The sequence below is a fragment of the Pseudomonas sp. BIC9C genome (assembly GCF_034541995.1).
In the GTDB taxonomy this organism is placed as follows: domain Bacteria; phylum Pseudomonadota; class Gammaproteobacteria; order Pseudomonadales; family Pseudomonadaceae; genus Aquipseudomonas; species Aquipseudomonas fluorescens_CC.
The window spans coordinates 1,754,989-1,768,216 of sequence record NZ_JAWDGM010000001.1 but is presented as its reverse complement, the minus strand read 5'-3'; the positions used below and the strand labels follow the sequence as shown (position 1 = coordinate 1,768,216).

Annotated in this window: 17 protein-coding genes and 1 pseudogene; 13 read left to right on the top strand and 5 right to left on the bottom strand. The window is 61.8% G+C overall.

Features of this window, described 5'->3' with window-relative positions:
- Position 1 precedes the first annotated feature (1 nt).
- Positions 2-712: an ABC transporter ATP-binding protein gene (locus RS887_RS08280; protein WP_008018167.1), complete on the bottom strand. Its 711-nt coding sequence runs from the start codon at positions 710-712 to the stop codon at positions 2-4.
- Positions 713-854: 142 nt separating this feature from the next.
- Positions 855-1,445 carry a DUF2796 domain-containing protein gene (locus RS887_RS08275; protein ID WP_322615013.1) on the bottom strand — a complete coding sequence of 197 codons (591 nt, stop codon included), beginning with the start codon at positions 1,443-1,445 and terminating at the stop codon, positions 855-857.
- 135 nt (positions 1,446-1,580) lie between these two features.
- On the opposite strand from RS887_RS08275, the gene RS887_RS08270 reads away from it, so the two are divergent.
- Positions 1,581-1,922 carry a hypothetical protein gene (locus RS887_RS08270; RefSeq protein ID WP_085718204.1) on the top strand — a complete coding sequence of 114 codons (342 nt, stop codon included), beginning with the start codon at positions 1,581-1,583 and terminating at the stop codon, positions 1,920-1,922.
- A 103-nt stretch (positions 1,923-2,025) separates the two neighbouring features.
- Here the strand turns inward: RS887_RS08270 and trxA are convergent, their stop codons facing one another.
- The 3 genes from trxA to RS887_RS08255 are packed head-to-tail and all read right to left on the bottom strand — an operon-like array spanning position 2,026 to position 4,055.
- The gene (gene trxA, locus RS887_RS08265; RefSeq protein ID WP_322615012.1) at positions 2,026-2,898 is read right to left on the bottom strand and encodes a thioredoxin; all 873 of its coding nucleotides are present in this window, start codon (positions 2,896-2,898) and stop codon (positions 2,026-2,028) included.
- A gap of 39 nt (positions 2,899-2,937) precedes the next feature.
- Positions 2,938-3,594, bottom strand: coding sequence for a class I SAM-dependent methyltransferase (locus RS887_RS08260; RefSeq protein ID WP_322615011.1), 657 nt, complete (start codon positions 3,592-3,594; stop codon positions 2,938-2,940).
- Complete coding sequence (locus tag RS887_RS08255) at positions 3,591-4,055, bottom strand: YbaY family lipoprotein (RefSeq protein WP_322615010.1); 465 nt, start codon at positions 4,053-4,055, stop codon at positions 3,591-3,593. Before RS887_RS08255 ends, RS887_RS08260 begins: the two co-directional genes overlap by 4 nt.
- A 127-nt stretch (positions 4,056-4,182) precedes the next feature.
- Here RS887_RS08255 and nrdR point away from each other — a divergent pair.
- The 12 genes and pseudogenes from nrdR (at position 4,183) to RS887_RS08195 (ending at position 13,188) form a co-directional block, all read left to right on the top strand.
- Positions 4,183-4,646, top strand: a pseudogene (nrdR, locus tag RS887_RS08250) (transcriptional regulator NrdR).
- Complete coding sequence (ribD, locus tag RS887_RS08245; protein WP_322615009.1) at positions 4,643-5,773, top strand: bifunctional diaminohydroxyphosphoribosylaminopyrimidine deaminase/5-amino-6-(5-phosphoribosylamino)uracil reductase RibD; 1,131 nt, start codon at positions 4,643-4,645, stop codon at positions 5,771-5,773. The pseudogene nrdR and the gene ribD overlap by 4 nt, the downstream one beginning before the upstream one ends.
- Positions 5,774-5,964: 191 nt before the next feature.
- Positions 5,965-6,627 (top strand): riboflavin synthase, encoded by a 663-nt coding sequence (locus RS887_RS08240; RefSeq protein ID WP_046047353.1) that lies wholly within the window; start codon positions 5,965-5,967, stop codon positions 6,625-6,627.
- Positions 6,628-6,658: 31 nt separating this feature from the next.
- Entirely contained in the window at positions 6,659-7,750 is a 1,092-nt protein-coding gene (gene ribBA / locus RS887_RS08235) for a bifunctional 3,4-dihydroxy-2-butanone-4-phosphate synthase/GTP cyclohydrolase II (RefSeq protein ID WP_085718199.1), read from the top strand.
- A gap of 91 nt (positions 7,751-7,841) precedes the next feature.
- Positions 7,842-8,318, top strand: a complete 477-nt coding sequence (gene ribE, locus RS887_RS08230) for a 6,7-dimethyl-8-ribityllumazine synthase (RefSeq protein WP_003228649.1) — start codon at positions 7,842-7,844, stop codon at positions 8,316-8,318.
- Positions 8,315-8,815 carry a transcription antitermination factor NusB gene (gene nusB / locus RS887_RS08225; RefSeq protein WP_007970164.1) on the top strand — a complete coding sequence of 167 codons (501 nt, stop codon included), beginning with the start codon at positions 8,315-8,317 and terminating at the stop codon, positions 8,813-8,815. The genes ribE and nusB overlap by 4 nt, the downstream gene beginning before the upstream one ends.
- Before the next feature lie 28 nt (positions 8,816-8,843).
- Positions 8,844-9,809 (top strand): thiamine-phosphate kinase, encoded by a 966-nt coding sequence (gene thiL, locus RS887_RS08220; protein WP_322615008.1) that lies wholly within the window; start codon positions 8,844-8,846, stop codon positions 9,807-9,809.
- Complete coding sequence (locus tag RS887_RS08215; RefSeq protein WP_008018154.1) at positions 9,806-10,309, top strand: phosphatidylglycerophosphatase A; 504 nt, start codon at positions 9,806-9,808, stop codon at positions 10,307-10,309. The genes thiL and RS887_RS08215 overlap by 4 nt, the downstream gene beginning before the upstream one ends.
- 53 nt (positions 10,310-10,362) lie before the next feature.
- Positions 10,363-11,103 (top strand): transporter substrate-binding domain-containing protein, encoded by a 741-nt coding sequence (locus RS887_RS08210; RefSeq protein WP_322615007.1) that lies wholly within the window; start codon positions 10,363-10,365, stop codon positions 11,101-11,103.
- A 251-nt stretch (positions 11,104-11,354) separates the two neighbouring features.
- Positions 11,355-11,972 (top strand): GTP cyclohydrolase II, encoded by a 618-nt coding sequence (gene ribA, locus RS887_RS08205; protein WP_008018152.1) that lies wholly within the window; start codon positions 11,355-11,357, stop codon positions 11,970-11,972.
- Complete coding sequence (locus tag RS887_RS08200) at positions 11,969-12,388, top strand: MFS transporter (RefSeq protein ID WP_322615006.1); 420 nt, start codon at positions 11,969-11,971, stop codon at positions 12,386-12,388. Before ribA ends, RS887_RS08200 begins: the two co-directional genes overlap by 4 nt.
- Positions 12,388-13,188: a cobalamin-binding protein gene (locus RS887_RS08195; protein WP_322615005.1), complete on the top strand. Its 801-nt coding sequence runs from the start codon at positions 12,388-12,390 to the stop codon at positions 13,186-13,188. Before RS887_RS08200 ends, RS887_RS08195 begins: the two co-directional genes overlap by 1 nt.
- The last annotated feature ends 40 nt before the right edge of the window (positions 13,189-13,228 follow it).

The window sequence follows — 13,228 nt, the reverse complement described above, 5'->3', positions numbered from 1 at the left end:
CTCAGACCTCGGACGGGGTGGCGGCGCGATTGAGTTCGGCCAGCGACAGGTTGTGATCGAACAACGGCGCAAGGCTCTGGTCGTGGCTGACGAACAACAGGCTCGCCCCGGCTTCGCGGCATTCGGCGAACAGCAGGCGAATGAAGTTCTCGCGGGCGTCGTAATCGAGGGCCGAGGTCGGCTCGTCGGCAATCACCAGTTCCGGTTGACCGATCAGCGCGCGGGCGGCGGCGACCCGTTGCTGCTGGCCGATGGACAACGAATCGGCGCGGCGACCGAGGATGTTTTCATCCTTCAAACCCAGGTGGGCGAGCAGCGTTGCGGCCGCTTTGTCCACGCTGCCGTGGCGTTGCTTCGCCCGTTCGGCGCGCAGTTTCGAGAAGTGGCAGGGCAGTTCGACGTTTTCACGCACCGACAGAAACGGCAGCAGGTTGAACTGCTGAAAGATGTAGCCGGTGTGATCGACGCGGAAGTGGTCGCGGGCACCGGCCGAGAGTTGCGTCAGCTCCTGGCCGAGCAGGCGGATACTGCCGCGATCAGGCTTCTGCACGCCGCCGAGCAAGCCGAGCAGGGTGGTCTTGCCGCTGCCGCTGGGGCCTTTGAGGAACAGGGTTTCTCCGCGCTCCAGGCGAAACGCCGGGATGTCCAGCAGTGGCGGATGACCGGGCCAACTGAAGCCCAGGTCGGACAGTTCGATGAGTGCTTGGGTCATGTGAAACCGGTCAATTGATAGGTGAACCCTGTAGGAGCGAGCTTGCTCGCGAAAAACCTGAGAGCACCGAGGTGAATCAAGTTTCCCGCGTTATCGTTGACGTCCATCGCGAGCTCGCTCCTACAAGGGGGCTTCGGTGGATTCAGAATTTGAGGGCAGCAGCCTTGTCCGTCACTTCAACGCCTTGCTGCCCGCTCGGGCCGATCAGTTGTACCTGAATTTTCCGGGTGGCCGGGAAGCTGGTAAAAATATTCGCCAGGTCCAGCGACTTCAGTGCCGCCGGCGTGGCGCAGGTGAACTGATAACGCGCGTGGATTTCGCTGTGATCATGGTGATGTTCGTGGCCGTCTTCGTCCTTGGCGTCTTCATCGTGATCATCGTCGGCATCGGGTTTGTCGCCGAACAGCGGGCTTTCCAATTCCTGGTTTTCCAGTACGCAACCAGCGGCTTTTGGCAGGTTGAACAGGGCCAGCGGTTGCTCCAGTCGGGCGCGGGCGGCGGCGACCTTGGCTTTGTCTGCGTCGCTGGTGGCGACATGCTCGAAACCCACCAGGTTCATGGCCGGGCTGTCCAGCTCCAGTTCCAGGGTCTGCCCGTCCAGCGCAGCATTCAGGCGTCCCACGCCATGTTCGTGGGCGCCCAGGCTGCCATGCTCATGATCGTGTTCGTCGGCGGCATGGGCGACAGCCAACGGCAGCATGGCAAACGGCAGGGCAAGAAGCAGACGACGCATGACGAGTCTCCGAAAAGTAAAATGAAGAATATGTTATGTAATCTTATAACGTAAGTGCGGGGAGTTTGACTGTCCGCTTGGCGTTGCACAAGTCCCATGGGAGCATGCAGGGAAGAAATGTGCGGGAGCAGACCTATGTTGCGAATTCGCGGAAGCATCGGCGACTGGCCGGTGGATTTGACCCTGGAGATGGACGACGCGGACTGGGCGCGACTAGGGGCGCAGTTGCAGGTGGAGAAATCCGCCGTCAGCGCGCCAGCGGCGAAACCGCTGAATCAGGATGATGCGCTGTGGCAGATCGCCCGGGATCTGTTGCGCAAGGCCGGGCAGCTCAGCGGACCGGATCTGCTCGATCAACTCGAAGGCCTGACCGGCAGCGCGGCGGCGGGCAAGCGCCTGTTGGTGCGGTTACGCCACAGTCCGGACGTGAAGGTGGAAAGCGGCACCGATACGCCGATTTACCGCTGGCTGTTGTAGGAGCGAGCAAGCTCGCGATGGGCGTCAACGATAACGCGGGAAACCTGATTCACCTCGGTGCTCTCAGGTTTTTCGCGAGCAGGCTCGCTCCTACAGGGTCGGCTTAGTACAGCGCAGCAAACAACTTGCGGCGGTACGTGCTGACCAGCGGGTGGTCATTGCCCAGCAACTCGAACACCTGCAGCAAGGTCTTGTGTGGCAAGCCTTCGCTGTAGCTGCGGTTGCGGATGAACAGCTTGAGTAGCGCATCCAGCGCGGCGTCGTACTGCTGGCGGGCCAGTTGCTGGATGGCCAGTTGATAGATCGCTTCATCGTCCTGGGGATTTTTCGCCAGCCGGGCCTTCAGGTCGGCGGCATCCGGCAAGTCCCTGGCCAAACCGAGAAACTTGATCTGTGCCTTGGCGCCGGCCAGTGCGGCCTTGTGCTCGTCGCTCTTGACCGCATCCAGCACGGCTTGCGCTTCGCCCAGTTCACCGCGCTCGGTCAGGCAGCGGGCGTACAGGATCAATGCCTTGGCGTTGGTGTTGTCTTCACCCAGCAGCACTTTGAGCAGGGCTTCGGCATCGGCAAAGCGGCTGTCATCGAACAGTGCCTGGGCCTGTTCGAACGGATCGGCGGCGGCCGGTGGTGGCATCTGCACATGGGGTTCGAGCAGGGCGCGCACGGCGGATTCCGGCTGGGCGCCGGCAAAGCCGTCGACAGGCTGGCCGTCCTTGAACAGCACCACGGTGGGCAGGCTGCGGATGCCGAAGCGGGCGACGATGTCTTGCTCGATGTCACAGTTGACCTTGGCCAGCAGCAGCTCACCCTGATAGCTCTCGGCAATGCTCTGCAACATCGGCATCAGCACTTTGCAGGGCGCGCACCATTCGGCCCAGAAATCCACCAGCACCGGCTTGTGGAAAGAGTTCTCGATCACCGACTGGTCGAAATCGGCAGTCGTGGCGTCGAAGATGTACGGCGTTTCCTGACTCATGGGCAATCTCGTAAAAGCGTGAATGGAGCAACTATACGGTCAGGCGCGGGCGGCGTGATAGAGGCTCACATGCCGAAACTCGTGGGGCTCGGCCAGATCCGGCAGGGTCATGGCTTCGAGCATTTCGATGCGCCGGTACAACGGATGGCGAAAGTCCCATACTCGGGAGTCCGCCACCAGCGCCTCTCGGCCGCGACTGAGGAACTGGTCGAGCAGCGGCAGGTTGGCCCGGTCGTACAGCACATCCGCCACCAGTATCAGATCGAAGCGATCAGCCTCGGCGAAAAAATCCGTCGAGTAGTTGAGCTGCACATCATTGAGCTCGGCATTGGCCCGACACGCGGCAATCGCCAGCGGGTCGAGGTCGCAGGCCAGCACTTCCAGGGCGCCGGCCTTGGCAGCGGCAATCCCCGCCACCCCGGAACCGGCACCGAAATCCAGCACCCGCTTGCCTTCGACCCAATGCGGGTTCTCGGCCAGATAGCGGGCCACGGCCAGGCCGCTGGCCCAGCAGAAACTCCAGTACGGTGGCTCATGCAGGATGCGCCGGGTTTCTTCCGGGCTGAAGGCGCGGTCCATGTTGTCGCCGTCGATCAGCCACAGTTGCAAGTCGGTTTCCGGCAATGGGCAGGCTACCAGTTGTGCATCGCCGAGCAGTTCAGCCAAGGCCCGTTGCAGGTCGAGCGGCACACTCATGGGGCTTTGACGAATTGCAGTTGGCCCAGGGCCTGGGTGGTCGGCTGGGTAATCAGCTGCGACGGCAGGTGCAGGATCAACTGGCCCGACTGACTGGCGCGGCCTCGCAGCTCAACACGGGCGCCGACCGGAAAGGCATCCGGGTTGAAACGCAGGTGAAACGGCAACACCTGGTTGTTGCCGATCAGGCTGGAGCTGGCGAGCAATTGTTGCGGGCGGTCTTTTTCGTCGATGACCAGCAATGCCAGTTCGACCTCGGCACCTGCCGGCACGCCTTGCAGGGTGCCGCTCAGTTCACGCTGATAGGCGGGCAAGGGGCCGAGGACAGCCGCCTCCCTGGCTTTCTTCTGCGCCTGTTGCGGCGCCGGGCCTGGCGTTGGCGGCTGGGGCTTGGGCGCATCGCTGCCGCAAGCCACCAGCAGGCTGAAAACACTGAGCAAAACGAGCGGACGTAACGACATCGGTGGCTCCATAAAGCTGAATTCCATGGATCAAGTGATCATTGCGTCTGTATACCGCAAACCCTATGGCTTGTCTTGCCACCGGGATGCGCTACCATGGCCCTCCCTTTTTTTGTTGCCTGCCACCATGCACTGTCCCTTCTGCGGTGCCAACGACACCAAGGTCATCGACTCGCGTCTGGTCGCCGAGGGCGAACAGGTGCGCCGCCGGCGTGAATGCCTGGCCTGCGGCGAGCGTTTCACGACGTTCGAGACGGTGAACTGGTGTTGCCGCGCCTGATCAAAACCGACGGCAGTCGCCAGCCGTTCGACGAAGAAAAACTCCGCGCCGGCATGCAGCGCGCGCTGGAGAAGCGCCCGGTGAGCGTCGAGCGCCTCGAATCGTCGTTGGTGCACATCAAACACAAACTGCGCGCCACCGGCGAACGGGAGGTCAAATCCCTCGTGGTCGGCGAACTGGTGATGGCCGAGCTGCAGAAGCTCGACGAAGTCGCCTACATCCGCTTCGCTTCGGTATATCGCCGCTTCCAGGACCTCAACGAGTTCCGCGAAGAGATCGATCGCCTGGCCCGTGAACCGGTGAAAGAATGACCACGCCCGCTGAACTTGCCATCCTCGATGCTCATTTCATGGCCCGTGCGCTGGAACTGGCGCGCAAGGGGCACTACACGACGCACCCCAATCCGCGGGTCGGTTGCGTGATCGTGCAGGGCGGGCAGATTGTCGGCGAAGGCTGGCATGTTCGCGCCGGCGAGCCTCACGCGGAAGTCCACGCCTTGCGCGCGGCCGGTGAGCAGGCTCGTGGCGCTACTGCCTATGTGACGCTCGAGCCGTGCAGCCACCACGGCCGCACGCCGCCCTGTGCCGATGCGCTGGTGAATGCCGGTGTGGCCCGCGTGGTCGCGGCGATGCAGGACCCGAACCCGGAAGTCGCCGGTCGCGGTCTGCAACGTTTGGCCCAGGCCGGCATTGCCACCGAAAGCGGCGTGCTGGAAGGCGAGGCACGCCAGCTCAATCAGGGTTTCCTGAAGCGCATGGAACACGGCCTGCCGTTCGTGCGGGTCAAGTTGGCCATGAGCCTGGACGGTCGCACGGCGATGGAAAGTGGCGAAAGCCAGTGGATCACAGGTACAGCTGCACGTTCGGCGGTGCAACGCTTGCGCGCCCAGGCCAGCGTGGTGCTGACTGGCGCCGACACGGTGCTGGCGGACAACGCGCGGTTGACCGTGCGGGCCGATGAATTGGGACTGGATGCTGAGCAAACGGCCCTGGCCATGAGCCGCCCGCCGTTACGCGTGCTGGTCGACGGTCGCCTGCGGGTGCCGCTGGATGCGCCATTCTTCAAGGCAGGTCCCGCCCTGGTCGCCACCTGTGTCGCGGTGGAAGAACAGTACGCCAATGGCCCGGAATGCCTGATCGTGCCCGGCTATGACGGCCAGGTCGATCTGCGCCAGCTGTTGGTCGAGCTCGCTGCCCGTGGGGTCAATGAAGTGTTGGTCGAGGCGGGTGCGCGTCTGGCGGGTGCGTTTGCCCAGCTCGGACTGGTGGACGAGTTCCAGATTTTTATCGCCGGCAAGTTTTTGGGCTCTTCGGCGCGGCCGCTGCTGGACTGGCCGCTTGCGCAGATGAAGGATGCGCCGGAACTCAAAATCACCGAAATTCGTGCGGTTGGCGATGATTGGCGAGTCATTGCCATTCCTTCACCTCAGTCAGCGTGAGAGCTACTGCACTCGGTAATACTGCGTTAAAAACAGGCTCGGAATGCTCATTTGCAACCCGTAAACTCCGCTTCCTCGCCTGTTTTTGCCTTGTCTTACCTTCGTTCGCTACGCTCTCACGCTGACTGGGCCGCAAGCGTATAATTTCCGGCCATCGCGCAAGCTTTGGCTTTGTTCTCGAGGAGAACCTCATGTTTACCGGCATCATCGAATCCATCGGCAGCATTCGTGCATTGACCCCAAAGGGCGGTGATGTGCGGGTACACGTCGAAACCGGCAAGCTCGACCTGAGCGACGTCAAACTGGGCGACAGCATCGCGGTCAACGGCGTGTGCCTGACCGCGGTCGAGTTGCCCGGCAACGGCTTTGCGGCGGACGTCAGCCGCGAAACCCTCGACTGCACCGCCATGAACGACCTGAAAAGCGGCAGCCCGGTCAATCTGGAAAAAGCCCTGACCCCGACTACTCGCCTTGGCGGGCACCTGGTCAGCGGTCATGTCGATGGCGTGGGCGAAGTGGTTGCCCGTACAGAGAATGCGCGGGCCGTGGAATTCCGCATTCGTGCACCGAAAGAACTGGCCAAGTACATCGCCCATAAAGGCTCGATCACTGTCGACGGCACCAGCCTCACCGTGAACGCAGTCGATGGCGCCGAGTTCCTGCTGACCATCATTCCGCATACCCTGAGCGAAACCATCATGGCTTCGTACCAGCCGGGCCGCCGGGTGAACCTGGAAGTGGACTTGCTGGCCCGTTATCTGGAGCGCCTGTTGCTGGGCGACAAGGCCGCAGAACCGACCTCCAGTAACATCACTGAAAGCTTTCTGGCCCAAAACGGCTACCTCAAATCCTGAAGCTCAAATTTCGAAAGAAGGGGGGTGCCTTGTGGCGCTCAATAGCATCGAAGAACTGGTTGAAGACATCCGCCAAGGCAAGATGGTCATCCTCATGGATGACGAAGACCGCGAGAACGAAGGCGACCTGATCATGGCCGCCGAGTGCTGCAAGCCCGAGCACATCAACTTCATGGCCAAGCACGCCCGTGGCCTGATCTGCATGCCGATGAGCCGCGAGCGTTGCGAACTGCTCAAGCTGCCATTGATGGCGCCGCGCAACGGTTCCGGTTTCGGTACCAAGTTCACCGTCTCCATCGAAGCGGCCACCGGTGTGACCACCGGCATCTCCGCCGCCGACCGCGCACGTACCGTGCAGGCGGCTGCCGCCCGTGATGCCAAGGCTGAAGACATCGTCAGCCCGGGCCACATCTTCCCGCTGATGGCCCAGGCCGGCGGCACCCTGGCTCGCGCCGGCCACACTGAAGCGGCGTGCGACCTGGCGCGCATGGCCGGTTTCGAGCCGAGCGGCGTGATCTGCGAAGTGATGAACGATGACGGCACCATGTCCCGTCGCGCCGAGCTGGAAGCTTTTGCCGCCGAACACGACATCAAGATCGGCACCATCGCCGACCTGATTCACTACCGGATGATCCACGAACGTACCGTTCAGCGGATTGCCGAGCAGCCACTGGACAGCGAACTGGGCCAATTCAACCTGGTGACCTATCGTGATTCGGTGGAAGGCGACGTGCACATGGCACTGACCCTGGGCAACGTGTGTGCCGAAGAACCGACCCTGGTTCGCGTGCACAACATGGACCCGCTGCGCGACCTGCTGATGGTCAAGCAACCGGGCCGCTGGAGCCTGCGCGCCGCCATGGCCACGGTTGCCGAGGCTGGCAGCGGCGTGGTGCTGTTGCTCGGTCACCCGCTCGATGGCGACGTGTTGCTGGCGCACATCCGCGAAACCGCCGACCACCTGGCGGTGAAAAAGCCGACCACCTACAGCACCGTGGGTGCCGGTTCGCAAATCCTGCGCGACCTTGGCGTACGCAAAATGCGCCTGATGTCGGCACCGATGAAATTTAATGCGATATCCGGTTTCGATCTGGAAGTTGTAGAATACGTGCCCTCCGAATAATGACCGGCATTTTCCGGCCCTGAATTCGCGGTTCAAATATCACTGAGGGACGCGTACGAGACGCGTCCCGGCTCTTTAAGAGATCTAACGAATGACCCTGAAGACCATCGAAGGTACCTTCATCGCCCCTAAAGGCCGCTACGCTCTGGTAGTGGGCCGTTTCAACAGCTTCGTCGTTGAAAGCCTGGTCAGCGGTGCAGTTGATGCCCTGGTTCGCCACGGCGTAAGCGAAAGCGACATCACCATCATCCGCGCACCTGGCGCCTTCGAAATCCCGCTGGTTGCGCAGAAAGTCGCTCAAAAGGGCGAATTCGCGGCAATCATCGCCCTGGGCGCAGTCATTCGTGGCGGCACTCCGCACTTCGAATACGTGGCTGGCGAATGCACCAAGGGCCTGGCCCAGGTGTCCATGGAGTTCGGCGTACCGGTTGCATTCGGCGTGCTGACCGTTGACTCCATCGAGCAAGCCATCGAGCGTTCCGGCACCAAGGCCGGCAACAAAGGTGCTGAAGCTGCCCTGTCCGCTCTGGAAATGGTCAGCCTGCTGGCGCAGTTGGAGGCCAAGTGATTAGCGACGATAGCGATCGTTTCAACCCGCGCGATCCAAAGCCTGCGGATGCTGGCAAGCCATCGAAAAGCGCCAAGCGCCGCGAAGCCCGTCAGCTCGCGACTCAGGCGCTGTACCAATGGCACATGGCCAAGCAATCGCTGAACGAGATCGAAGCGCAGTTCCGGGTCGATAACGATTTCAGCGATGTCGACGGCGCCTACTTCCGCGAAATCCTTCACGGGGTTCCGCAGTTCAAGACCGAAATCGACACCGCACTCAAGCCTTGCCTGGACTTGACCATCGAAGAGCTGGACCCGGTTGAACTGGCGGTTCTGCGTCTGTCCACCTGGGAACTGCTCAAGCGCGTCGACGTGCCCTACCGCGTTGTGATCAACGAAGGTATCGAACTGGCCAAGGTCTTCGGTTCCACCGACGGCCACAAGTTCGTCAACGGTGTGCTCGACAAGCTGGCCCCGCGTCTGCGTGAAGCTGAAGTGAAGGCGTTCAAGCGCTGATCGGCGCTTGTAACGTCGGCACGAAGCCATGGGCGAGTTTGAGCTGATCCGCAATTTCTTTGCCGCCGCGCCTTGTGCGCAGGGCGGCGAAGGCGTTGCCCTCGGGATTGGCGATGACTGCGCCTTGCTGGCTGTTCCTCCCGGGGAGCAGTTGGCGATTTCTACCGATACGTTGGTGGCCGGTGTGCATTTCGCCGATCCCTGCGATCCGTTTCTGCTCGGTCAGCGCTCGCTGGCTGTGGCCGTCAGCGACTTGGCTGCCATGGGCGCCACCCCCGTTGCCTTTACCCTTGCCCTGACCTTGCCGACGGTGACCGCCGATTGGCTGCAAGCCTATGCCCGTGGTTTGAACCAGATGGCACAAAGCTGTGGCGTGGCGCTGGTGGGTGGCGACACGACCCGTGGGCCGCTGAGCCTGACCATGACTGTGTTCGGACGTGTGCCGGCCGGTCTGGCGCTGACTCGCAGCGGCGCGCAACCGGGCGATCTGCTGTGTGTGGGCGGTGACCTGGGCAATGCCGCCGGTGCCTTGCCATTGGTGCTCGGCCAGCGCACGGCCGAAGCGAGCATTGCCGAGCCGTTGCTGGCGCATTACTGGTCGCCGCAACCGCAGCTTGGATTGGGTCAGGCGTTGCGCGGCAAGGCCACTTCGGCAATGGACATCTCCGACGGTCTACTCGCTGATTGCGGGCATATCGCGCTGGCCTCGAAGGTCGGTATCGAAGTCGAAAGGGATCGTTTGCCGCTGTCGCAGAGCCTGGTCGATTTTCTCGGTCAATCGGACGCACAGGTTGCGGCCCTGAGCGGTGGCGACGATTACGTCCTGGTCTTCACCTTACCGTCCGTCGAGTTACCGCTATTGCTGGCCGACGGCTGGCCGATTCATGTGATTGGGCAGGTGGTGACGGGGCAGGGCGTGATGCTGCTGGACGCCGATGGCAAAGACATCACCCCGCAAAGCCGGGGTTATCAACATTTTCGGGAGTCACCGTGACAGATCACCCCAAGCAGGTCCCGGCGGAAAACGTACCGCCGTCGGTCTGGCGTAATCCATGGCATTTCCTGGCGTTCGGCTTCGGCTCGGGCACCTTGCCAAAGGCGCCCGGCACTTGGGGCTCGTTGGTTGCGCTGCCCTTTATCCCGTTGTGGCAGATGCTGCCCGACTGGGGTTACTGGCTGATGCTGGGCATCACCATGTTGTTCGGCTTCTGGCTGTGCGGCAAAGTGGCCGACGATTTGCGGGTGCACGACCATGAAGGCATCGTCTGGGACGAAATGGTCGGGATGTGGATCACCCTGTGGCTGGTGCCGGAAGGTTGGCAGTGGTTGCTGGCGGGCTTCTTGATGTTCCGCTTCTTCGACATCCTCAAGCCGTGGCCGATTCGCTGGATTGACCGGCATGTACATGGCGGCGTTGGCATCATGCTCGATGATGTCCTGGCCGGAGTGTTCGCCTGGTTGGCGATGCAGGGACTGGTGTGGTTTTTCGCCTGATCGGGGATTTCCATGCGTTAAATCAGGAGAGCGGTAAATCGGGGGTAGCAGGGATGGCTTTACGCGGTTTGATGGTGATGGCGTTTGCGATGTTTTGCTCTTTTGCCCAGGCGGGAGGAGGGGCTGCTACGCCGCCGTCAGTGATTCACCTGGCCAGCGAAGACTGGGAGGACTACACCGCTGCTGACGGTCATGGACTGGGTTGGGACGTACTACGGCAGGTCTTCGAGCCGGCGGGCGTCAAGGTCGACATTCGCACCGAGCCCTACGTGCGTTCGCTGGGCCTGGCCAAACGTGGCGAAGTCGATGCCTGCGTAGGCTCCTATCGTGATGAATCCGAGGATGTGCTCTATCCCCATTGGAGTTTCGACACCGATCATATCTATGCCTTGGGCCTGGCCAACGGTCCGGTACCCACCCTGGAAACCCTGGGCAATTATCGGCTGGCCTGGGTCCGCGGCTACGATTACCAGCATTACTTGCCCAATGTGCGCCACTTCGACGAAGTGATGCGGCGTACCGGCATCGAGTCGATGCTGACCCACAATCGCGCTGACTTTTATATCGACGCCCTGACCGAAGTCAATGATGTCATCAGCCGCGCCAAGGATCCGTCCCAGCTGCGGCGCACCCATATCGCAGAGTTGCCGCTGTACCTGTGTTTCGCCAAGACCCCGAAGGCGCGCACGTTAATGGCCCTGTTCGACCAGCGCATGGAGCAGTTGGTGAAAAGCGGCGAACTGAAACCGATCTTCGAGCGCTGGAAACAGCCTTATCCGTTCGATGAGGACTGACCCGGATTCAATGGCTGACACTGAACCCTGTGGGAGCGAGCTTGCTCGCGATGGCGCAATTTCAGTTGGCAAATAAGTGTCTGACACACCGCTATCGCGAGCAAGCTCGCTCCCACAGGGGCGGTGTCGTCAGGGCGCATATCAAACTTTTTGATAGTTATCGCCGATAATTCAGCCTAAGCGTCGCCCGGAACCTGCTGTTACAATGCCGGCTCTGCGAATCTTCAGACTTTTAGATCAGGAGCACACCGGTGCCTGTCGTTTTTGTCGCCGCTTCCAAGCTGCCAACGCCTTTTGCGCAATTCACCATGCACGGCTTTCTCGATGAAGCCTCCGGCCGCGAGCACGTTGTGCTGAGCCTGGGTGATTTCGCCGACGGTGCCCCGGTACTCGGCCGGTTGCACTCCGAATGCCTGACAGGCGATGCCCTGTTCAGCCAGCGCTGCGACTGCGGCTCGCAACTGGAAGCTGCCTTGCAGGCGATTGCCCGTGAAGGTCGTGGCGTGTTGCTGTACTTGCGCCAGGAAGGCCGTGGCATTGGCCTGCTGAACAAGATCCGCGCCTACGAACTGCAGGACGGTGGCGCCGATACCGTCGAAGCCAACGAGCGTCTGGGCTTTGCCGCCGACCAGCGTGACTATGCCATGTGCCTGCCGATGCTGGAGCACCTGGGCGTGAAGTCATTGCGCCTGATGACCAACAACCCGCGCAAGGTCAAAGCCTTGACCGACATGGGTATCGTGGTCGCCGAGCGCGTGCCGCTGCACACCGGCCACAACCCGCATAACCGACTCTACCTGGCGACCAAGGCCAGCAAGCTCGACCACATGATGGGCAATGAGCATCAAGGCGAGGTAGACCGGGCGTGACCCGCGGTCAGGTCCGGCGGCGACTGTCCGTCAGCTGGTGGCAGTACCTGGCACTGGCCTTGTTGCCGCTGTTGGTGATCAACGCGCTGTTCGGCCAGAGTGAAGCCATCCTGCCGGTGCTGGCGATGCCGTTGTTCATCGCCGGAGTCGCCTCGATGTTTGTCAGCCTGAAGTTTTTCGGTGCCTACAAACACGCGCTGATCGCCACTCAGAAAGCCCTCGATACCCCTGAAGAACCTGGCGCCTGGATCAGTCTGGCGGCCAAGCGGCGCACGGCATTCCTCGCCGCTGGCCTGCCGGCCTGGATTGCTGCCCTGGCGGTGTTCGTCGGGCTTGAAGCGGTGCCGCTGATGCTGTTGGCGCTGTCGACCGCGGTGCTGTTCTACCTCTACCGTATTCCGCGTCAACTCGGTTGATGCGCGCGGTCTGGCTGGCGGTTTTGCTGCTGGCCGCCAGCAGCTCGGCCATTGCGCTCGAGCGGGTTGTCAGCCTGGCACCGTCGCTCTCTGAAATCGTCGTTGAACTGGGCTCTGCCGACCTCCTGGTCGGTGTGCTGGACGCCGGTGAACGACCTGTCGAACTAAAGAACCTGCCCTCCGTTGGCCGCTATGGCCAGTTGGATGTGGAACGCTTGCTCAGCCTGAACCCCGATCTGTTGCTGCTATGGCCCGGTAGCGTCGGCCCGGCCCAACGCGACCAGCTCAAGCGCCTGAATATTCCCACCTACGTCGCCGAACCCCACAGCCTGGACCAGCTCACCGCGCAGATCGAGACCATTGCCGCTCAGCTCGGCCGGCCTGAACGCGGAATTTCATTGGCCAGCGATTTGCGTCGACGACTGAGTGAGCTGCGTCAGCGTTATCGCCGGGATAAGCCGTTACGCGTGTTCTATCAGGTTTGGGATCGACCGCTGTATACGGTTGGCGGCGAGCAGATCATCAGTGATGCGCTGGAGGTCTGCGGTGCCCAAAACGTGTTTGCCGACCTGAAACTGCCGGCACCGCAAGTCAGCGTGGAAGCTGTGTTGCAGCGTAATCCCGAGGTGATTCTGGCCGGTGAACAGGCTCAGCTTGAGGCGTGGAAAGCCTGGCCTCAGGTGGCGGCGGTGGCGAACGGACAATTGCGCCTGGTGACGGACAAGGGGTTGGAGCGGCCGAGCGGGCAGATGATCGAGGCAACCGCAAAACTGTGTCAGTTGATCGCGCCCGAGCGCTAAGATCGCGGCGTCTGTAATCGCGGGCAAGCCCGCTCCCACA